Below are 21,828 nucleotides of genomic sequence, written 5' to 3'. Positions count from 1 at the left end.
CCGGAATCCGCAAATTTCCTGTGCAAAAATCCCGCGAAAACTGCTTGGCAGCCACCGGCCTCCGCCATTCCTGCGGTCTGACGGCCGCGAAATCCTCTGCAAACCAGGGCAGTCTTTGTGATTCTCCCAAATTTTCGGCAAGACATATGCGAATTTCGCACCTCCACGCCGCTTTCCGACCAGCTTTCTCCTGATTCAAATCGGAAAATTGCCCTCCATAACGAATATCGTAAAAAACTGTTGCAAAATCATACGATTTTCGCAAACATCGGCCCAAGCCCTGCGAAACCGGCCAAGGATCTGCAAACAGGCCAGCCCGGCGCAGGAGCGCAATCCATGCGGAAGCCTAGAAAAGGCCGCCGCATGTGGCAGTGTCGAAGGGAGGACGAATGACAATTGCCGAAGAAAGAACGCAGGTCGCCGGCGGGCCGCAGCATGGCCTGTCCGCGGACGCCTACCGCAGCGAGGACATCTGGCAGCAGGAATGCCGGACAGTCTTGTCCAAGAACTGGGTGTTCATCGGATTTGCTCATCAGATCGCCAATCCCGGCGACGCCAATCCGGTCAATTGCGCAGGCCTGCCGCTGCTGACAGTGCGCGGCCAGGACGGCAGCATCCAGGTGTTCCACAATGTCTGCCTGCACCGCTGCATGACTCTGGTCGACAAGCCCAAGAACGTCGGCAAGCTGATCCGCTGCCCCTACCACGCCTGGGCCTATGACCTGGAAGGCCGGCTGCGCGCAGCGCCGCACTTTGCCGGCACCGGCAAACAGGAGTTCGATGGCTTCGACCTGAAGGAGCACCGCCTGAAACCGGTCCGCACCCATGTCTGGCATGACTGGATCTTCGTCAACCTGGACGGCGATGCGCCGGAGTTCGAAGACTACGCCGCACCGCTGATCAGCCGGCTGGAGGGCATCGACTACGGCAAGCTGGAACCGATTGGCCTGCTCGACTTCGGCGAGATCGACACCAACTGGAAACTGATCATGGAGAACTTCATCGAGCCCTACCATGTCCAGTTCGTGCATGCCTCGACCACCGATCAGCCGCTGGAGGACCACTACACCATCACCGACGGCAATTGCATCGGCAGCGCCGTGGATCTGAAGGAAGAGGTCGGAACCTCCGGCAGCCTTGCCGTCAGCTCGCGCTACCTGACGCTCTATCCCAACTTCATCCTGGGCCGCTATTTCCCGGACCAGCTGGGCGTCTATCTGAACGTTCCCATCGGCCCCGGCAAGATGCGCCAGTACCGCGCGCTTTACACCACCGAAGGCCAGCAGCTGAGCGAAGATGAAATCCAAGGTCTCAAGGACCTCTGGTGGGATGTCCACAAGGAAGACCACGAAATGGTCGAACGCATGTACGAGGGCCGCAAATCCCCGGTTGCAGCCGGCGGCGGCCTGCTGTCGCCTGCCTGGGAGGACAGCGTGCGTGCCTTCCAGGACCTGATCGAACGCGATTTGGCCAGCGCGCCGGCGCAACAGTGAAGAACAAGGAACAAGACCAATGAGTGAACCCATTTCCAAGGGTTTCCGCCTCGCCCACACCATGATGCGGGTGCTGGACATGGAGAAATCGCTGGAATTCTACTGCGGAATTCTGGGCATGGAGGTGCTGCGCCGCACTGACTACCCCGAGGGCAAATTCACCAACACCTTCATCGGCTACGGCCCGGAGGCGGAATCCCCCACCCTGGAGCTGACCGCAAACTGGGATCAGGAAGCGCCTTACGACAAGGGCAACGGCTGGGGCCACATCTGCATTGAGACCCCGGACGTCTATGCCGCCTGCGAGCAGCTGGCCGCGGCGGGCGTCAAGATCACCCGCCCGCCGGGGCCGATGAAGAACGGCACCCGGGTCATCGCCTTTTGCGAGGACCCGGACGGCTACAAGGTCGAACTGAACGAAAGCATCCTGAAACACCTGACCAGCGAGGGGAACTAACCCATGGGCGACGCACCTCAACTCTTCAAATTCGACCTGGTTCAGGAGCGCTATGACTCCATGGGCGACAGCGACACCTACATCAAGCCGATGGTCACCAGCGAATTCAGCAAGTCCATGTGCGGCGGCATCAATGTTCTGAACAACATCAAGGTGCCGTGGGACCTGACCTGCGACGAGATCATCTACTGCCTGGAGGGCACCTTCCGCCTGGTCTGCGGCGACAAGGAATACATCTGCAACCGCGGCGACGTGCTGTTTGTGCCCAAGGACAACCACATCTCTTACGAGGCCGATGGCAAATGCGTGATCTTCTACGCCGCCTATCCGCACAACTGGAAACAATTGGCCGGGATCACCGAGGTTCCGGGCATCGATCCGGCGGACTTTGTCCCCGGCTGACAAACGCCGCTCCTGGCGACTGGGCACCCTAGTCCGAGCCCCGGGTGACGGGTTGCCCGCCTTTTTCGCCAGGTAACTGCACAGCAAGAAACCGAAAACAGCGCTGACCGGCCCCGGTCAGCGGCCAGCAGCATATTGCCATTCAAGGGAGGACGACAGATGCTGAAAGCCAATCCCGAAGAGAAGATCTATTACGAAAGCTTCCACAACGCGGTGGAGCGCAACCGCCCGCGCATCCCCGAAGTGCGCGAACGCCTGGAAGCGGCCGGCGTCAAATACGTGATGGCCGCTTGGATCGACCTGCACGGCATCCCCAAAACCAAACCGGTGCCGATGAGTGATTTCGAACCGCTCTGCCTGGGCAAAGGCCCGCAGTTCGCGGTGCATTCGATCTCCTTCGTGCCGGAACTCAGCCCCGCCGACAGCGACCAGGTGGTGGTGCCGGATCTCGACGCCGTCTATGTCTGCCCCTGGGACAATTCGATGGCGATCATCTTCTCCGATCTCTACTGGGAAGACGCACCTTACAACGTCTGCTCGCGCCAGGCATTGAAGCGCGCCATGCATGAGGCCAAGCTGGAAGGCTATACCGGCTATGCCGGGGTTGAGCCTGAATTCATCGTCATGAAATACGATGAAAACGGCCTGCCGGTGAAAGCCTTTGACGACGATCTGGGCAAGGCGATCAGCCCGCGCCGCCAAGCGTTCGGCTATGACGTGGAATACTCCATCAACTCCATGCCCTTCCTCAAGGACATGATCGACATCATCGAGGGCCTGGGCTGGAACCTGCACGACGTGGTGGCCGAGGGCGCCTATTCCCAGTTCGAGCTGGATTTCCACTATACCAACATGCTGGAAATGTCCGACCGGCTGGCCTTCCTGCGCATCACCCTGAAAGAGGTGGCCAAGAAGCACGGCATGTTCGTGACCTTCATGCCGAAGCCGACGGTGGGCGACTGGCGCTCCGGCGCGCATATCAACATGTCGATGCAGCATGACAGCCGCCCGGGCGAGAACATCTTTGAAACCGCCGATGGCAGCGACTGGTCGGATGAGAGCCGCTGGGCCGTGGGCGGGCTGATGCAACACGCCGAGGCGATCACCGCGATCACCTGCCCGACGGTGAACTCCTACAACGGCCTGGTGCCGCGGGTGGGCGGTTTCGAGGGCGGTACCGTCACCTGGGCGCCGACCAACATCACCTACGGCTTCAACAACCGCTCGGCCCAGTTCCGGCTGCCGCAAAGCCGCCACTGTATTGAGAACCGCGCCTGCGACATGACGATGAATGTCTACCTGGCGATGGCGATGCACCTCAGCTGCGCGCTGAAGGGCATCAAACACAAGATCGACCCGGGCAAGCCCACCGATTTCGACCTCTACTCCAAGACCGAGGCCGAACTGCAGGAACTCGGCATCCGCCGCCTGCCGCGCACCCTGTTCAACGCCATCGAGGCGCTGCGCCATGACGAGATGGCCGAACATGTGATGGGCCCGGTGATGCGCAAATCGTTCCTGGAATACAAGAACGACGAATGGGAGCGGTATCACCAGTCGGTCACCGACTGGGAAGTGCAGGAATACCTGCGCCTCTACTAAGCCCTCCCAGCAAAGGACAGACCCATGACCCAGGCCCTTCGGACGATACCAGCAACCCGGGCCAAGGACACGCGCCCGAAACTGCGGATTTTCGAGTTCAAATCGGACATCCCCGCATCCTGGCGCCTCACCCTCGGGGTGGCGGTCTGGGTCATCTTCTTTGCCATCTGGCAGATCGCCGCCTGGTCCGGTGTGATGCCCGCAATCCTGCTGCCAGGGCCTGGCAAGGTCCTGACAGCGCTTTACACGCTGTTTGCCGAGAACGGCTTTCTCGGCGATGTGCTGGTCAGTGTCTGGCGGGTGATGTTCAGCTTTGCCCTGGCCTGCGCCGTGGCGGTGCCGCTTGGCATCCTGATGGGCGCGTTCAAATCGGTCGAAGCGTTTTTCTCCCCCTTCGTCTCGGCATGGCGCTACCTGCCCGCCCCTTCCTTCATTCCCCTGTTGCTGATGTGGTTCGGGGCGGGCGATGCGCAGAAACTGGCACTTCTGTTCATCGGTGTGATCTGGTTCCTGATCACCCTGATTGCCGACCACACCAAGGCGGTGCCGAAGGATCTGATCAACACATCCGTGACCCTGGGCGGTACCCGCTGGCAGGTGCTGCGCACGGTTGTGGTCCCGGCTGCACTCCCCAACATCGTGATCGCCATGCGCCAGATGCTGGCGGTCAGCTGGACCTATCTGGTGATCGCCGAGATCACCGCCGCGGATGCCGGCATCGGCGCCATGATGATGCGCGCCAAACGCTTCCTGCATGTGGATCAGATCATGGCCGGCATCCTGGTGATCGGCCTGCTGGGGCTGATCTTCGACTACCTGCTGCGGGCGCTACATGCTCGGGCGTTCCAGTATCTCGACGACTATTCCTGAGGAGCCGGAGCAGAACCAGAAAACAACAAGCCAAATAACAAAACGACGTCGCAAGGGAGGTATCGTGACGATGACCAAGAAACTGCTGAAATCCGCCAGTGGCTGCATTGCAGCCCTCGCACTGGCAAGCGCCGCCGCCCCGGTATGGGCCGCAGAAAGCGTCAAGATCGCGGGCTTCACCTGGCCAGGCTACGGCTTCTGGCATATCGCTTCAGAAAAGGGTCTCGCCCCGGATCTGGACATCCAGTACCAGACCATTGAAGACCCCTATGAAAGCTTCAACCTCGTTGCTGCCGGTCAGCTTGATGTGGTCTCCTCCACCGCCGAATTCACCCCTGTTGGCGTCGAACGCGGCCTGCCGGTCAAGCTGGTCGCATTCGGCAATCTGTCCAACGGTACTGACAAGGTCGTTGCAGGCCCCGGCATTGAAAACGCTGCCGACCTGGCTGGCAAGGAAGTCGCCGTGCTCGAAGGCGGCCTGGCGCAGATCTATGTCGCCATGTGGCTGGAGCAGAACGGCGCCGCCTATGACTCCGTTATCTACCGCAACATCATCGCCGACGATGCCTTTGCCGCCATGATCGGCGGCGGCGTGGCGGCCTCTGAGTTCTGGGAACCCTATGGCACTAACACGCTGAAGGCTTTGGAAGGCGCCAGCATCCTGACCCAGTCGGACGAACCCTTCTGGCTGAAAAACGCTGTGGTCGCCGACGGCCACTACATGAGCAACGCGCTGATCAACGACCGCCGCGACGTGGCGCTGAAGACCATGCAGGCCATGTATGACGCCATCGCCTGGTGGAAGCAGAACCCAACCGAGGGCAACGAGATCATCGCCAAGGGCATGGGGATGAGCATCGCCGACGTCGAACTGGTGCTGGGCAAGGACGGCAGCTCCCTGGACGGCGGCCTCTATGTCTATGACTTCATCGAAGCGGCGCAATTCTGCGGTGCCGCCCCGGGCAACCCGCCGTTTGAGCAGACCAATGGCCAGATGTCGGACCACTGGAACCTGGTCAGCGAATGGTGGGTCAAGTTCGGCCTGATCCAGGAGGTCAAGGCGCCCGAAACCGGCGTCGAATGCACTCTGCACAAGGAGCTTTACGACGGCGGCTACCGCGGCTGACCCACTGAAACCAGTAAAGAGGGGCGCATCATGCAATCCAGCACCATTCTATCCGTCCAGAATGTCTGCAAGACATTCCCCACACGCGGCGGCGGGGTCGAGGCCTTGCGCGATGTGTCCTTCTCGGTGGCCCGCAACGAGCTCTGCGTGCTGCTGGGCCCTTCGGGCTGCGGCAAGTCCACGCTTCTGAACATCGTCGCGGGCCTCCATACCCCTACCAGTGGCAGCCTCAGCCTGGAGGGCCGGCCGATCCACGGCCCCGCCCGCGAACGCGGCATGGTGTTTCAAAGCTACACGTCGTTTCCCTGGTTGACGGTTCTGGAAAACGTCGAATACGGGATGAAGCTGAACGGCATCCCAAAGGCGGAACGCCGCGAACGTGCGCTGCATTTCATCGACCTGGTGCACCTCACCAAGTTCCGCGGTGCCTACCCGAAAACCCTCTCCGGCGGCATGAAACAGCGGGTCGCCATCGCCCGCACCCTGGCCAACGCACCGGAAATCCTGCTGATGGATGAACCCTACGGCGCGCTCGATGCCGAAACCCGCTGGCACATGCAGGAAATGCTGCTGGACATCATGCGCACCACCCAGACCACCATCCTGCTGGTCACCCACGACATTCAGGAAGCGATCTTCCTCGCCGACCGCATCGTCTTTCTTTCTGCCCATCCTGGGCGGCTGAAAACCATCCTCGAACTCGATTTCAAGAAGGGCAAGGAAATCCGCAGCAAGGAGGATCTGGTCGCACTGGGCGGCTACCCTGAGTGCGAACGCGAAATCATGCAGCTGATGCGCGGCGAGGCCAAGCTGGAAGAGGACGCCTGAACCCTCACCCGTAAATCAGGGACTTCACGAAACCCGCAGGCCCCAAAAGGCCGCGAAACCGCACTTGCGGGGCACTTCAATACCGGCAGGAAGGACACATTAAATGCCCATAAAGCCACCGATGACGGATCTGCACATCGACACACATGACGAGGGGTTCTACCGCGGGTTCAACAGGATGGTCGCCCTCGGCTCCAAGATCGCCATCGGCCTCTTGATCCTCTGGGCCGCGGTCTGGCCGGATCAGGCGGGCGCGGTGCTCAAAAGCATCCGCGGCGCCATAGATGCCAATACCGGCAGCTGGTACATGTATGTGATGGCGTTCTACATCGTGGTCTGCGTCGCGCTGGCGGTTTGGCCCGCAACCGGAAGGCTGAAACTGGGCGCTGCCGATGAAAAGCCGGAGTTCTCCAATTTCTCCTGGTTTTCCATGATGTTCGGCGCCGGGATCGGGATCGGCATGCTGACCTATGCCACCGCTGAGCCGATCTACCACTTTGCCACCAACCCGGATGTGATCCAGGGCCAGGCCGAAGGCTCCAGCGCCGGCAGCGTGCGCTCCGCCTACAAATGGTCCTTCATGCACTGGGGCTTCTCCGCCTGGGGCTGCTACGCGATTGTCGGCCTGACCCTTGGCTTCTTCAGCTACTCGCGCGGGCTGCCGCTGACCATCCGCTCCGGCCTGACGCCGCTGTTCGGCAATGCGCTCTCCGGCCCGCTGGGCCATGCGATCGACATCGTTTCGGTGATTGCCACTATCCTCGGCGTCTCGGTGACGCTGGGTTATGGCGTGTCGCAATTTGCATCCGGCATCTTCAACATCACCGGCGCCAGCTGGATGATGGACGCCGAGGGCACCCCCACAATCACCGCCATGATCGTCGCGCTGGGGATCGTGATGCTGGCCTCCACCCTCTCCGCGCTCTCCGGCGTCGGCAAAGGCATCAAGTGGCTCTCCAATATCAACATGGGGCTCAGCTTTTTCCTGCTTGCCTTCTTCCTGGTCTTCGGCTCGACCGTCTTTGCGCTGCAAAGCCTGTTCATCGGCCTCTGGGACTATGTAACCGCCTTCCCGGCCATGGCGGTCACCGTCTGGAAAGGCGACGGAGTCGCGGACAGCACCGCTACCCAGCTGGCCGGCTGGCAGGGCGGCTGGACCATCTTCTATTGGGCCTGGTGGATCGCCTTCGCGCCCTTCGTCGGCCTGTTCCTGGCCCGCATCTCCCGCGGGCGGACCTTCCGCGAGTACGTTCTGGGCGCGATGATCGTGCCGTCGCTGATGTGCTTTGTCTGGTTCACCTTTGTCGGCGGCACCGCCATCGATCTCACCCTGAACGGCGATGCAGGCGACACGATCACCAGTGCCGGCATCTCCTCGCAGCTGTTTGCAATGATCAACCACATGCTGCCCTCCGGCCTGGCGCTCTTGATGACCGCCGTCATCGTGGTGCTGCTGCTCACCTATCTGGTGACCTCGGCAAACTCGGCGGTGCTGATCATCAACACCATCGCAGCCGGCGGCGACGCCCAGCAGAAGCCGAAAATCCACATCATCGTCTGGGGCGCCGCCCTGACGCTGGTGATCGGCACGCTCCTGGTGGCCGGCGGCCTCGGCGCGATTAACACCGCGATGATCATCGGCGCGCTGCCGTTTTCAGTGGTGATGGCGCTGATGAGCATCGCCCTGTTCAAGGCAGTGATCCGCGACGGCATGCGGGCGCGCCACGGCGGGGACGCAAGCAGCCCCGCCGAATAAATCCCTGCCCCGGCTTGGAAACAGGCCGGGGCGCATCCTATTTTCATGAAAGAAGAGCCTCAAAATGCCGGACTATGAAATCCTTGACCTAGGTGATTTGCCGCTGCTGTCGGGCGGTGTCCTGAAAAACGCCAAGCTCGCCTATCAGACCTATGGCACCCTCTCGCCCGCGCGCGACAACGTCATCGTGCTGCCCACCTTCTACACCGGCACCAATTCCCGCAACGAAGGCTTCTTCGGCCCCGGCCGCGCCATCGACCCGGCCCGCCATTTCATTGTCAGCCCCAACCTGTTCGGCAACGGCCGCTCCTCCTCGCCCTCGAACACCCCGGCCCCGCAAGACGGCCCGCGCTTCCCGCTGGTGCAGATGTGGGACAATATCGCCGCCCAGCACCGCCTGATCCATGACCACCTGGGCATCGAACAAATCGCCCTGGTGGCGGGATGGTCCATGGCCGGCTGCCAATCCTACCAATGGGCGGCGCAATACCCGGACATGGTGCAGGCGATCCTGCCGTTTTGCGCCTCGGCCAAAACCTCCCCGCATAACTTCGTCTTCCTCGAAGGTGTCAAATCCGCCCTCTGCGCTGACCAGAGCTGGGACGGCGGCAATTACACTGCCCTGCCCGAGGCAGGCCTCAAAGCCTTTGGCCGGGTTTACGCAGGCTGGGCCTTCTCCCAGACCTTCTACCGCACGCATCTCTATCGCCAGCTCGGCTTCGAGACCATCGAAGACCTGCTGCAGGACTGGGAGCAGGACCACGTTCAGGGCTGGGACGCCAACAACCTCCTGGCCAAACTCGCCACCTGGCAGGCCGGCGACATTTCTGCCGGGCCGCTCTACAACGGCGACTTCCAGGCCGCCCTCCAAGCCATCAAGGCCCGCGCCATTCTGATGCCCTGCACCCAGGACCTTTACTTCCCGCCCGAAGACAACGAGATCGAGGCCCGCCACATGTCCAACGCCGTCTTCCGTCCCTATGACTCGCCCTGGGGCCATTGCGCCGCCAATCCGGGAAATGACCCAGGCTTCACTGCACAGCTGGATGCCAATATCCGCGCACTGCTCGAAGACTAGTTCCAGCCTCAGGCAAACACCTCCTCAAGCCAGGCCTCGAACAGCTGCTTGGCCGCCTCATTGGAGGCCCGGGCAGGCACGCTGACCAGATAATGCGCCTGATCAACCGGCACCGGATCGCCGGCAATAGAAATCGCCTTGCCCGTATCAATCGCCATATAGGCAAAGCGTTCCACAACCACGGCATAACCGCCGCCAGCGGCCACAATGTCGAGCGCGGCCACCGTTGTATCCACGGCAAACCGGGCCGCCTCCTGCAGCGGTGTGCAGCCATGCGCGTTCAGATACCGCAGCAGCATGTCCTCAAACCCGAGGATCTGAACCAAAGGCCCCTGCCGCAAGGCTTCGGGGCTCAGGAACCCGCTGCCCGCCGCGCGTACCGGCACCAGCCGCTCTTGCGAGATCCGCCGCACCCCGCCCCCGTCCCAGCCGCCTGAGCCAAAGCGCAGCTCAACATCGACATTCTCCGGCGCCTCAGCTCCTGCCCAGATATTGGACACCATCCGGACCGGGATGCCCGGATGCCGCTGAGCAAACTCGGGCAGCCGGTGCGCCAGCCACAGACCGGCGGTCGACATCGGCACCCGCACGGTCAGCGCCTGCTCCGTCCCGGTTCCAAACAGGCTTGCGGTGGAGATCGCCATATCCCCCAAGGCCTGGCGCAGCGAATAGGCATAGGCCTTGCCCGTCTCGGTCAGCGTCAGCCGCCGCGCCGCGCGGGTGAACAGTTTGCAGCCCAGCTCCGCCTCCAACGAGCGCACATGCAGGCTGACCGCGGTCTGGGTCATCCCCAGCTCCTGCGCGGCCCCGGTAAAACTCAGATGCTGCGCAGCGCTTTCAAAGGAGCGCAGCCAGGCAAGGTTGGGCAGTTTCCGCATTTATCACCAAAATTTCTTTGTGATTATGCTTCGTTTTACTCGTTTTACTTTGCCCACGCCACGTTCTTATCTCTTTCCTTAAAGGATTGCTGCATCAGAGAGGCCGCCGCGCCATGACCACAACCGACGTAAACGCCGCCCCGCAAGCCGAACGGCAGGACCCAGGGCCGATGAGCCGCGAATGGCATTGGCATCCCGAGCTGCCGGTCAAACACGCCCCCTACTGGCACTGGCCGCCCAAGCCCGGCACGCTGGCGAAATGGCTGTGGCAGAACTGGCTGCAGGTCTCCGACCGCTCGATCTATCTGGCGCTGGCCTTTGCCGTGGCTTATTGGATGCAACCGGTCACCGGGGCCCAGGCGGATTTCGCCCTTGGCTGGACCGCAATGGTCTTCCTGCGCAACTGGCTGCTGCTGCTAGTCGTGGCCGGCGGCCTGCACCTGTGGTTCTACGGCATTGACGGCCAGGGCAAGCTGTTGAAATACGACCCCCGCCCCTATGCCAAGCGCAAGAACGCATTATACAAATTCGGTTACCAGACCTGGGACAACATCTATTACTCCATGGTCTACGGCGCTACCTTCCTGTCGCTGCTCGAATGCGCCCTGCGCTGGACCTACGCCAACGGCTTCATTGGCACCCTCAGCTTTGCGGCGCACCCCATCTGGTTCATCGCCCTGTTCCCGGTGCTGGCGATCTGGCAAAGCTTCCACTTCTACGTGGTGCATCTGTTCCTGCATCAGCCATTCATCTACCGCCATGTCCACGCCGTGCATCACCGCAACGTCAACACCGGCCCCTGGTCCGGCATGTCCATGCACCCCGTCGAGGCCTTCGGCTACCTCAGCGCCATCCTGATCGTGCTGCTGCTGCCCAGCCATCCGGTCCACATGATCTTCCTCGGCTACTGGCTGATGCTGGGCGCCGCCTCCTCGCACTCCGGATACGAGGCGATCTGGGCCCGCGACCGCCAGGCCCTGCTGATCGGCGCCTTTTTCCACCAGCTGCACCACCGCTATTACGAGTGCAACTACGGCAACGCGGAAATGCCCTGGGACAAGTGGTTCGGCACCTATCACGACGGCTCCGCGGACGCGACCCGCCGCACCCGCGACCGCAAGCGCCAGATGCACGCGCAGGGCAAGGGATGACCCCCCCGGGGTCCTTGCCGCACTTGACCAACGGAGAGTTGCAGTGAATGACTTGGCAAGCTCTGCAGCCCCCTTGGTTGCACAGAGCGTCCCACAGGTTTCTTGAAACGGCAGGCCGTCATGCAAAACTATGCTTTCCCCATCGCAGACCGCTCCGTGGTTCCGGTTGCGGGCTCGGACAAGGTGTTCCCCGTCAACCGGATCTTCTGCGTCGGCCGCAACTACGCCGCCCACGCACGGGAGATGGGCGCCGATCCCAGCCGCGAACCGCCGTTCTTCTTTGCCAAGCCCGCGGACGCCATTCTGGCCGGCAGCAGCGTGCAACTGCCCTACCCGCCGCTGACCGCGGACCTGCACCACGAGGTCGAATTGGTCGTCGGGCTGAAATCCGGCGGCCGCGACATTCCGGCGGACCAGGCGCTGGAGCATCTCTTTGGCGCCGCCCTCGGCATCGAATTCACCCGCCGCGACCTTCAGGGCCAGGCCAAGAAAGCGGGCCGCCCCTGGGATATGGGCAAGGGATTTGACGGCTCGGCAGTGATTGGCGAAATGACCCGCTTCACCCCCGCCTCCCTGCCGCAGTCCGGTGCCATCACCCTGCAGGTGAACGGCGCGCTGCGTCAGTCCGGCGACTTGTCGGAAATGATCTGGAAAACCGGTGAAACCATCGCCGAGCTGTCCCGCTATCTGACCCTGCGGGCCGGCGATCTCATTTTTACCGGCACCCCCGAGGGCGTCGGCCCCGTCGTCCCGGGCGACAACCTGCGGGCGGACTGCCAGGGCCTGCAGCCGCTGCAAGCCGAAATCATCCGCTAGGGTCAGGACCCGGTTATATATTCCATAACCCTTCGCCACAGGGAATTCCCGTAGCTACCCCGCACATTCGCAGACTGGCCGGCAAGGCGCACCCCTTCACGCGGTGCGCCGTTGCTGACCGGAAAAGGGGGAAATTTTATGCCACACACCAGCAGTCTTGCTGCGCGTGCCGCACAAGCGCACCTGCCTGAAACCCATGCCCGTGCAGCCGCTCCCTGATGCGCAACCGCATCCTGGCGGCCGCGGCCGCACTCGCCGCAACTATCTTGCCCTGCCTTGCGGCAGCAGCCGGGCCGGACCGGATTTCGCTGCTGCTCGGTTCGCAGCACGCCTCCGGCAATGACTTCGAGGAGTTCAACCCTGGCCTCTTCCTGTCCTGGCTGACACCGAAACGCGACCTCACTCTCGGCGCTTTCCGCAACAGCTATGGCGACCTGTCCGTCTCTGCCACCGCCGGCAGACGGCTGACCGCAAACTGGACATTGTTCGGCGGGGTTGCATACTACCGGAACGCAGATGAGGTTTCCGGCATTCCCATTGGCAGGCTGGTTCCTGTCGCCGGCGTTCAGTTCGTGCACAAACGCCTGTTCGTCAAATATGTGCCGGGTGTCGTTGGGGCTGGCCTGACCTGGCCGCTCAACCAGAGACGCCGTGCAAGCCACTGATTTCCGTACCGCAAACACGCGGTGCTCCGCAGGATGTGATCGGCCCGTGAATGCAATGGGCGCCCGCCATGCGCATTCTGTAACGACCACAGCCAAAACGGCGGGGCACCCCGCTGGACCAAGCCCATAAAGGAGCGACACCCCCCATGTCCCAGATATCCAGCACCGTTCTCGCGCTGCTTGAATTCCTTGCCTATTCCTTCATCTTTGCAGTTGGTGCCGGCGTTCTCTGGCTGGTGGTGATCTATGTCCGCGACAAGACCCAGACCGACAGCACCCTGCGCCGCAACTACCCGGTGGTGGCCCGTTTCCGCTATTTTTTCGAACATATGGGCGAGTTTTTCCGGCAGTATTTCTTTGCCCTCGACCGCGAGGAAATGCCGTTCAACCGGGCCGAACGCTCCTGGGTGTACCGGGCTGCCAAGAACGTGGATTCCACCGTCGCCTTCGGCTCCACCCGCGACCTGCGCCCGACCGGCACCGTCTATTTCGTGAACTGCCCCTTCCCGACGCTGGAACAGGACGCCAAGGACCCCTCTGCCGTCACCATCGGCCCCTACGCCCGCCACCCCTACACGACGGATTCGGTCTTCAACATCTCCGGCATGAGCTATGGCGCCATTTCGGTCCCCGCCGTGCGGGCGCTGTCGCAAGGCGCCAAGAAGGCCGGCATTTGGATCAACACCGGCGAGGGGGGGCTCTCCCCCTATCACCTGGAAAGCGGCGCCGACATCGTGTTTCAGATCGGCACCGGCAAATTCGGCGTGCGCAAGCCCGAGGGCGGATTTGACGAGGATAAGCTGCGCAAGGTCGCAGCACATGAAAGCGTCCGCATGTTCGAACTCAAACTCAGTCAGGGCGCCAAACCCGGCAAAGGCGGCATCCTCCCCGGCGCCAAGGTAACCGGGGAAATCGCCGAGATCCGCGGCCTCACCCCCGGCGAGGACGCGATCAGCCCCAACCGCCACCCGGAGATCAACAGCGTCGGCGACCTCTTGGACATGATCGCCTATGTGCGGGATGTCACCGGGAAGCCGGTAGGCTTCAAGGCGGTGATCGGCGCCTATGGGTTCTTTGAAACCCTCTGCCGGGAGGTCCTGAAGCGCGGTATCGAAAGCGCCCCGGATTTCATCACCATCGACAGCGCCGACGGCGGCACCGGCGCCGCCCCGATGAGCCTGATCGACAACATGGGCATGCCCCTGCGCGAAAGCCTGCCCCTGGCGGTCGACATCCTTACCCAATACGGCCTGCGCGAGCGCGTGAAGGTCTGTGCCAGCGGCAAGCTGGTCAACCCGTCCGAGGTCGCCTGGGCCTTCTGCGCCGGCGCCGACTTCGTCAACTCCGCCCGCGGCTTCATGTTTGCCCTGGGCTGCATCCAGGCCCTGCAGTGCAACAAGAACACCTGCCCCACCGGCATCACCACCCACGACCCCAAGCTGCAGTTCGGCCTCGACCCCGCCAGCAAATCCGAACGCGTCGCCTATTACGCAAAAAACATGAAAAAGGAGGTCGGCATCATCGCCCACAGCTGCGGCGTGGCCGAGCCGCGCCTCTTGAAACGCTATCACGCGCGGATCGTGCTGGACAACGGCCGTTCGGTCTCGATGGATGAGCTGTATCCCGCGCCTGAACTGAAACAAGCCGCCGAATAACCCATTCTTATAATTCCAGAATTTACTGAACAGGAGCCCCCATGCCTGACCCAAGTTCCGCTGCCGTCAAAGCCTCCGACCTCCTCGTTGCCGCGCTGGAGGCCGAAGGCGTCGACTATATCTTTGCCGTCCCTGGCGAGGAAAACCTCGACGTGCTGGAATCCCTGCGCACCTCGAAAATCGAACTGGTGCTGACCCGCCACGAACAAGGCGCCGCCTTCATGGCCGCCACCTATGGCCGCCTCACCGGCAAGGCCGGCGTCTGCATGGCCACCCTCGGCCCCGGTGCCACCAACTTTGCCACGCCTGCGGCCTATGCCCATCTGGGCGGCATGCCCTTGATCATGATCACCGGCCAGAAGCCGATCAAGAAATCGAAACAGGGCCAGTTCCAGATCATCGACGTGGTTGGCCTGTTCGACCCGATCTGCAAGATGTCCAAGCAGATCGTGCACGGCAACACCATCCCTGCCCTGATCCGCGAAGCCTTCCGCGTGGCCGAAGAGGAACGCCCTGGCGCCGTCCTGTTGGAACTGCCCGAAGACATCGCCGCCGAGGACACCGACGCCGCCGTGCTGCAGCCCCACCCGCGCCATTACGCGGTCGCGGGCGATACGGTGCTGAACGAAGCGGCAGAGATGATCCGCGCCGCCAAAATGCCGCTGCTGCTCTTGGGTGCCGGCGCCAACCGGCGCAAGGCCCGCGCCGCGCTCAGCGATTTTGCCGAAGCGACACAGATCCCCTTCTTCAATACCCAGATGGGCAAGGGCGTGATCGATGAACGCTCGGACCTGTTTCTGGGCACCGCCGCTCTGTCAGACGGCGACTATCTGCATTGCGCCATCGACCGCGCCGACCTGATCATCAACGTGGGCCACGACGTGGTCGAAAAACCCCCCTTCTTCATGGAGGACGGCGGCACCAAGGTCATCCATGTCAACTACAAGGCGGCGCAGGTCGATCAGGTCTATTACCCGCAGGTGGAGGTGGTCGGCGACCTCGCCCAATCCATCACCCGCCTCGGCGAAATCCTGGACGGCCCGCTGGATTTCGACCGGGGCTATTTCCAGCGCATCAAGGCTGAGACCGACGCGCACACCTCTGAAGGTGCCGAAGACCCCCGCTTCCCGATCATCCCGCAGCGGCTGGTCGCCGACACCCGTAAGGTGATGAATGACTGCGACATCATCGCGCTCGACAATGGCATCTACAAGATTTGGTACGCCCGCAACTATAAGGCCTATCAGCCCAACACCGTGCTTTTGGACAACGCGCTGGCCACCATGGGCGCAGGCCTGCCCTCGGCAATGATGGCGGCACAGCTGAACCCCGGCCGCCGGGTGATGGCGATCTGCGGCGACGGCGGCTTTATGATGAACAGCCAGGAGCTGGAAACCGCCGTCCGCCTCGGCCTCAACCTGGTGGTCACGGTGCTGAACGACTCCTCCTACGGCATGATCCGCTGGAAGCAATCGCACGCCGGTTTCGACGACTGGGGGCTGGAGTTCAACAACCCCGATTTCGTGCAATACGCAAACAGCTACGGCGCCACCGGGCACCGGATCAGCCGCACCGAAGACCTGGCCCCCACGTTCGAGGCCGCCTTTGCCGCAGGCGGCGTGCATCTGATCGACGTGCCGGTCGACTACAGCGAAAACCAGCGCGTCCTGATTGATGAACTGGCCGCAAAGGTATGCCTGATATGACCAAATCCGTCGAAGTCGTGAACCCCTACAGCCTGGAGCGCATCGGCACGGTCCAGACCAGCGATTGGGAACAGATCAACACAATGCTGGACACCGCGCACGGGCTTTTCCGCCAGCGCGGCGCCTGGCTGCCCGCCTATCAGCGTATTGAAATCTTGAAGAAAACCGCGCGCCTGATGGAATCCCGCTTTGACGAACTCGCCCTGCTGATCGCCAGCGAAGGCGGCAAGCCCTTGGTCGATGCCCGCGTCGAGGTCAAACGCGCCATCGACGGGGTGGAGCTGTGCGTGCATGAAATCGGCCAGATGGCGGGCAAGGAAGTCCCGATGGACCTCACTGCCGCCGGGTCGGGCCGCATCGCCTTTACCCAGCGCGAGCCGATTGGCGTGGTTGTCGCGGCCAGCGCCTTCAACCACCCGCTGAACCTGATCGTGCATCAGGTGGCGCCCGCCGTCGCCACCGGCTGCCCGGTAATCGTTAAGCCCGCGATGGACACGCCGCTGTCCTGCGAGACCTTCGTCGCCATGCTGCATGAGGCCGGGTTGCCGCCGGACTGGTGCCGCACGGTGGTCTGCAGCAACGAGGTTGCCGAGCAGATGATCACCGACGCCCGCGTCGGCTTCTTCTCCTTCATCGGCTCTGCGCGCGTTGGCTGGATGCTGCGCTCCAAGCTCGCCCCCGGCACCCGCTGCGCACTGGAGCACGGCGGCGCGGCCCCGGCGATCGTGGGCGAAGATGCGGACATAGATGCGGTGATCCCGGCCTTGGCCAAGGGCGGTTTCTACCACTCCGGCCAGGTCTGCGTTTCGGTCCAGCGGGTCTTCGCCCCCGCCGCCATGGCGGAACAGATCGCGCAAAGGCTGGCCGAGGCCGCACAGGCGCTGAAGGTCGGCGATGCCACCGACCCGGCGACAGATTGCGGGCCGCTGATCCGCCCCGGCGAGGTGGACCGGGTGGAGGCATGGGTGCAGGAAGCCATCGACGGCGGCGCCAAACTGCTAACAGGAGGCAGGCGCCTGGGCGAAACCACCTACGCCCCCACCGTGCTGCTGGACCCGCCCGCAGACGCGCGGGTTTCGCAGCTGGAAATCTTCGGCCCGGTGATCTGCGTCTACAGCACCGCCGGCTTCGAAGACGCCATTGCAACGGCGAACAGCCTGCCCGTTGCCTTCCAGGCCGCGGTCTTCACGCAAAGCCTCGGCACCGCCATGCAGGCCGTCCGCCAGCTCGACGCCACCGCCGTGATGGTCAACGACCACACCGCCTTCCGCGTCGACTGGATGCCCTTCGCCGGCCGCCGCCAGTCCGGCTACAACACCGGCGGCATCGGCTACACCATGCATGACATGACCCAGGACAAGATGGCGGTGATCAAACTCTAGCCCCTGCCGTGCCGGGTTCCGGCCCGGCACGCGCATTTGCGCCTTTCAGCATCCGGCGCATGCCGCTATGACCGCCTCATCCCTGATAACATGAGGCAAACCCATGACCATCACCCGTATCGGCACCACCGCCCGCGCCAGCAAAATCGTCAAGCACAACGGCGTTGTTTACCTCAGCGGCCAGGTGTCGGAGGCCGAAACCGCGGCCGGCCAAACCCGCGAGATCCTGGCCAAGGTCGACGCCCTGCTGGCCGAAGCCGGCAGCGACAAGACCCGCCTGCTGCAGACCGTAATCTGGCTGTCGGACATGTCCTATTTTGCTGAGCTCAATGAGGTCTGGAACGCCTGGGTTCCCGAAGGCCACGCCCCCGCCCGCGCCTGCGGCGAGGCCAAGCTGGCGCGCGAAATCCTGAAGGTCGAGATCATCGTCACCGCCGCCTGCGACTGATCTTGTCCTGATCAGAAAACAAACAGCGCCGGGCCTCAGCAGCCCGGCGCAATTCTTTCAGGCCTCAAACTTGCCTCAGGCGTGCAGATCCTGCGATATCCGGGTGCCATCCGGCGCAGACGCAGCCTCGCCAATCGGTGCCGCCGAGGGATCGGTCTTCAGCGACCGGTACAGCCCCAGCGTCATCGCGATGATCACAAAGGAAATCGGGAAGGCCGCCGCAATCGACGCCGTCTGCAAGGCGCCAAGGCCGCCGGCCATCAGCAGCACGATCGCAGTGGCACCGATGCCCGCGCCCCAGATGATGCGGAACTTCTTCGGCGGGTTGTCGTCCCCCATCGACAGCATGGTGGTGATCACCAGCGTGCCGGAATCCGCCGAGGTCACGAACCACGAAAACAGCAGCAAGGTCGCCAGCGCCGACAGCGGCCAGGCGGTCCAGCTGAGGTCGCCCAGCCAGGAGGTCGCACCCAGATTGCCGATGGTGCCGTAAAGCGCCGCAGGCAGATCCCAGTCACGCACGGTCTGGATTACCCCCGCACCGCCTTCGGCTGCCGGGCCGCCAGCCATGTTCAGCTCCTGCCAGATCGCATTGCCGCCGAACATGCACAGCCAGAAAAACGCAATCGCGGTCGGCACAAACAGCACGCCCACCATGAATTCCCGGATGGTGCGGCCGCGCGAAATGCGGGCGATGAACATGCCCACCATCGGCGCCCAGGCAATCCACCAGCCCCAGTAAAAGATGGTCCAGCCGCCCTGCCAGGCGATGTTTTCCTCGGAGCTTGCGGTCCAGAAACCCATCGGGATGAAGTTCCAGATGTAGTCGCCCAGGGTGGTCACATAGAAGCCCAGCAGCCATTTCAGCGGCCCGATCACCACAAAGGCCGCCAGCAGGAACATCGACAGCCAGATGTTCCATTCGGAAATGATCCGGATGCCCTTGCCCACGCCCGACACGGTCGAAACGGTGGCAATGATCGTCACGATCACAATCAGCGCAATCTTCAGCGTATCGGTCGGCTCCAGCCCGAACAGCACATTCAGGCCGGTGGCCATCTGGCTGGTGCCCAGCCCCAGCGAGGTCGCAATCCCAAAGACCGAGCCGAACACCGCCAGCAGGTCAACGCAATGCCCCCAGGGGCCATAAATCTTCTCGCCGATCAGCGGATAGAGCGCCGACCGCATGGTCAGCGGCAGTTTCTTGCGGAAACCGAAATAGGCCAGGCACAGGCCCACAATCACATAGAGCGCCCAGCCATGGAACCCCCAGTGGAAATAGGTCACCCGCATCGCGTCAATCGCGCGCTGCATGTCCATCTCCGAATGGCCCGCCAGCTCTGCGTGCGGATTGTTCGGATAGCCCCAAACGGCGGAGTTATCGAAATAGAAGATCGGCTCAGCCACGCCAAAGAACAGGATGCCGATGCCGATACCGGCCGAGAACAGCATCGCAAACCAGCTGAAGTTGCTGAACTCGGGCCGTGCATCATCATCCCCCAGCCTCAGGCTGCCGAACTTCGAGAACATCAGGAAGAAGCAAAAGAACATGATCCCGGCCAGCACCGAGATGTAATACCAGCTGAGGCCCCCCTCGATCCAGCTGCGAACCGATTTGTACAACCCGCCGGCAAACTCGACGTTCAAAACTGTGAAAATCACGAATGCGGCGATCATCGCCTTGGCTGCGATGCCCATGCCAGGGTGAAGACCGGTAAAGAAACCGGACTTCGCCACCAGGTGGCTGTTGGAATTGCTTTCTGACATTTGGTCCTCCCATGACCGTGAACAAGTGCTCCCGGGCTGAACACCCGGCGTGTTGCGCCTGGCAATGCAGGCCGAATTTTTCAGGCGGGTTTTGTGTCTGGCCGAAGGCTCTCCTCTTTAACGCCCCGGCGCTCCCCGCATCGCTTAGCAATCTGCGGGCCGGAATCGGGGAGGAAATCCGGCCCGCAATGGGGGTTTTTCGACAGCCGCAAACTGCCGCCCCCAAGTCAGCCGCGCTGGCCGACGTGGCGCCCGGCACCTTCCGGCAGCGGCAGTCCTGCATGGGCGGCGGCATAGCCTGCCAGCCTGTCCGCAACCTCCGGCGAGGGCAGCGAGGTGCCGCGCGCATTGAGGTCCATATGCAAGAGCAGCGTTTCCACGGTCGCCGCCAGTTGCCCTTCGGGGCCAATCAGGCGGTGGAACAGATGCATCTTCTTGCCTTCGCCCTGCAGCACCTGAGTGGTGACGGTCAACGCATCGCCCTCGTGCAGCTCATCCAGGAAGCGCACATGGTTCTCGACGGTGAAATAGCTGCCGCCCGCCGCGATGTAGTCCGCGTCGCAGCCGATCATCTCCATGAACCGGTCGGTCGCCTGGGCCGAGGCCTCGGTGTAATGCGCCTCGTTCATGTGGCCATTGTAGTCGGTCCAGCTCTGCGGCACCGGACGGCTGACGGTGACCGGCAGATCCACCGCCTCCGGTACGGGCAGCGTTGCCTCATGGGTGTTGATGACCCCGCCAGCACCGCTGCCGGATTTCTTCAGCGCCCGCATCATGCCAACCAGATTGTCATCCCGCAGACGCTCCAAATCGCGGATCGACTGATGCCCGGACTGGGCATCCGACTGGCCCGCAATCAGGTCAACCAGCTCCTCTGTGAACTCCGGCACATCCATCAGCTTGGTCCAGGGCCATTCCAGCGCCGGGCCGAACTGCGCCATGAAATGCTTCATGCCCGCTTCGCCGCCGGCAATCCGGTAGGTCTCAAACAGGCCCATCTGCGCCCACCGCAGGCCAAAGCCCATGCGGATCGATTCATCCAGCTCCTCGGTGGTGCAGATCCCGTCCTTGATCAGCCACAGCCCCTCGCGCCAGACCGCTTCCAGCAGCCGGTCGGCAATATGGGCGTCGATTTCCTTGCGCACGGTCAGCGGGTACATCCCCACCTCGCGCAGCAGGTCCGAGGCCTGCACACAAGTGTCCGCATCCCCCACCAGCTCCACCAGGGGCAGCAGGTAAACCGGGTTGAACGGATGCGCCACTACCGCACGGGCGCCCTGCTCGTTCAGCTCCGAAGGCTTGAAGCCCGAGGTGGAGGAGCCTATCACCGCGCTTGCGGGCGCGTGCTCCTGGATCTGCGCATGAATCTTGTGTTTCAGCTCCAGCCGCTCCGGCACGCTTTCCTGGATCCAGGATGCCTCCGCCACGGCCTCGGCCATATCCGCGTGGAAGGTCAGCACCCCCTCGGCAGGCAGCGCCTTGTCATACAGCGACGGCAACGCGCGGCGGGCGTTGGCCAGCACTTCGCCGATCTTGCGCTCCGCTTCCGGGTCCGGGTCGAACACCCGCACGTTCCAGCCATTCAAAAGGAACCGCGCGGCCCAGCCGCCGCCGATCACCCCGCCGCCGATGATTGCTGCTGTTTTCATGAGACTTCCTTTTCAAAAACGCCCGGCTCTTCTTCTGGCCGAAAATATCCTGGGGGTTTGGGGGCAAGCCCCCAATCCGCCCTCCTGCCGCAGCGCGGC

The 21,828-nt window shown here is 62.7% G+C and carries 19 protein-coding genes; 16 read left to right on the top strand and 3 right to left on the bottom strand.

All coding sequences use genetic code 11. The features are described 5' to 3' along the window. Window positions 1-389: 389 nt before the first annotated feature. From ACXAEH_RS21165 to ACXAEH_RS21125, 9 genes are all read left to right on the top strand, one after another. Window positions 390-1,493 (top strand): aromatic ring-hydroxylating oxygenase subunit alpha, encoded by a 1,104-nt coding sequence (locus ACXAEH_RS21165; protein ID WP_475035869.1) that lies wholly within the window; start codon window positions 390-392, stop codon window positions 1,491-1,493. Between the two features lie 19 nt (window positions 1,494-1,512). Then, a complete protein-coding gene (gene gloA / locus ACXAEH_RS21160; protein ID WP_475035867.1) occupies window positions 1,513-1,950 on the top strand; it encodes a lactoylglutathione lyase in 438 nt (145 codons plus the stop codon). A 3-nt stretch (window positions 1,951-1,953) separates the two neighbouring features. Further along, window positions 1,954-2,352: an AraC family ligand binding domain-containing protein gene (locus ACXAEH_RS21155; RefSeq protein WP_475035865.1), complete on the top strand. Its 399-nt coding sequence runs from the start codon at window positions 1,954-1,956 to the stop codon at window positions 2,350-2,352. 159 nt (window positions 2,353-2,511) lie between these two features. Beyond that, window positions 2,512-3,954, top strand: coding sequence for a glutamine synthetase family protein (locus ACXAEH_RS21150; protein ID WP_475035863.1), 1,443 nt, complete (start codon window positions 2,512-2,514; stop codon window positions 3,952-3,954). A gap of 24 nt (window positions 3,955-3,978) precedes the next feature. Next, window positions 3,979-4,824, top strand: a complete 846-nt coding sequence (locus tag ACXAEH_RS21145) for an ABC transporter permease (protein WP_475035861.1) — start codon at window positions 3,979-3,981, stop codon at window positions 4,822-4,824. 70 nt (window positions 4,825-4,894) lie between these two features. Continuing rightward, the gene (locus ACXAEH_RS21140; protein ID WP_475035859.1) at window positions 4,895-5,950 is read left to right on the top strand and encodes an ABC transporter substrate-binding protein; all 1,056 of its coding nucleotides are present in this window, start codon (window positions 4,895-4,897) and stop codon (window positions 5,948-5,950) included. A gap of 30 nt (window positions 5,951-5,980) precedes the next feature. After that, window positions 5,981-6,778 (top strand): ABC transporter ATP-binding protein, encoded by a 798-nt coding sequence (locus ACXAEH_RS21135; RefSeq protein ID WP_475035857.1) that lies wholly within the window; start codon window positions 5,981-5,983, stop codon window positions 6,776-6,778. 103 nt (window positions 6,779-6,881) lie between these two features. Then, complete coding sequence (locus tag ACXAEH_RS21130) at window positions 6,882-8,534, top strand: BCCT family transporter (protein WP_475035856.1); 1,653 nt, start codon at window positions 6,882-6,884, stop codon at window positions 8,532-8,534. A gap of 64 nt (window positions 8,535-8,598) precedes the next feature. Beyond that, complete coding sequence (locus ACXAEH_RS21125) at window positions 8,599-9,612, top strand: alpha/beta fold hydrolase (protein ID WP_475035854.1); 1,014 nt, start codon at window positions 8,599-8,601, stop codon at window positions 9,610-9,612. A gap of 8 nt (window positions 9,613-9,620) precedes the next feature. Here the strand turns inward: ACXAEH_RS21125 and ACXAEH_RS21120 are convergent, their stop codons facing one another. Next, entirely contained in the window at window positions 9,621-10,490 is an 870-nt protein-coding gene (locus tag ACXAEH_RS21120; RefSeq protein WP_475035852.1) for a LysR family transcriptional regulator, read from the bottom strand. A 113-nt stretch (window positions 10,491-10,603) separates the two neighbouring features. On the opposite strand from ACXAEH_RS21120, the gene ACXAEH_RS21115 reads away from it, so the two are divergent. The 7 genes from ACXAEH_RS21115 (at window position 10,604) to ACXAEH_RS21085 (ending at window position 18,313) form a co-directional block, all read left to right on the top strand. Then, complete coding sequence (locus ACXAEH_RS21115) at window positions 10,604-11,641, top strand: sterol desaturase family protein (protein ID WP_475035850.1); 1,038 nt, start codon at window positions 10,604-10,606, stop codon at window positions 11,639-11,641. A gap of 120 nt (window positions 11,642-11,761) precedes the next feature. Beyond that, the gene (locus ACXAEH_RS21110; RefSeq protein WP_475035848.1) at window positions 11,762-12,457 is read left to right on the top strand and encodes a fumarylacetoacetate hydrolase family protein; all 696 of its coding nucleotides are present in this window, start codon (window positions 11,762-11,764) and stop codon (window positions 12,455-12,457) included. A 218-nt stretch (window positions 12,458-12,675) separates the two neighbouring features. Further along, window positions 12,676-13,122, top strand: coding sequence for a hypothetical protein (locus tag ACXAEH_RS21105; protein WP_475035846.1), 447 nt, complete (start codon window positions 12,676-12,678; stop codon window positions 13,120-13,122). Window positions 13,123-13,268: 146 nt separating this feature from the next. After that, on the top strand, window positions 13,269-14,777 hold the full coding sequence (locus tag ACXAEH_RS21100; RefSeq protein WP_475035844.1) for an FMN-binding glutamate synthase family protein: 1,509 nt from the start codon (window positions 13,269-13,271) through the stop codon (window positions 14,775-14,777). A gap of 41 nt (window positions 14,778-14,818) precedes the next feature. Continuing rightward, window positions 14,819-16,483 carry an acetolactate synthase large subunit gene (locus ACXAEH_RS21095; protein WP_475035842.1) on the top strand — a complete coding sequence of 555 codons (1,665 nt, stop codon included), beginning with the start codon at window positions 14,819-14,821 and terminating at the stop codon, window positions 16,481-16,483. Next, the gene (locus tag ACXAEH_RS21090) at window positions 16,471-17,865 is read left to right on the top strand and encodes an aldehyde dehydrogenase family protein (protein WP_475035840.1); all 1,395 of its coding nucleotides are present in this window, start codon (window positions 16,471-16,473) and stop codon (window positions 17,863-17,865) included. Before ACXAEH_RS21095 ends, ACXAEH_RS21090 begins: the two co-directional genes overlap by 13 nt. Before the next feature lie 103 nt (window positions 17,866-17,968). Continuing rightward, window positions 17,969-18,313, top strand: a complete 345-nt coding sequence (locus ACXAEH_RS21085; RefSeq protein WP_475035838.1) for a RidA family protein — start codon at window positions 17,969-17,971, stop codon at window positions 18,311-18,313. Between the two features lie 75 nt (window positions 18,314-18,388). Here ACXAEH_RS21085 and ACXAEH_RS21080 read toward each other — a convergent pair whose 3' ends face one another. Next, complete coding sequence (locus ACXAEH_RS21080; RefSeq protein WP_475035836.1) at window positions 18,389-20,080, bottom strand: BCCT family transporter; 1,692 nt, start codon at window positions 20,078-20,080, stop codon at window positions 18,389-18,391. 227 nt (window positions 20,081-20,307) lie between these two features. Beyond that, window positions 20,308-21,729: a carnitine 3-dehydrogenase gene (locus ACXAEH_RS21075; RefSeq protein WP_475035834.1), complete on the bottom strand. Its 1,422-nt coding sequence runs from the start codon at window positions 21,727-21,729 to the stop codon at window positions 20,308-20,310. Window positions 21,730-21,828: the final 99 nt, after the last annotated feature.

The organism is Leisingera sp. ABM4_060 (assembly GCF_056158765.1).
This window is presented reverse-complemented; position numbering and strand designations above follow the sequence as displayed.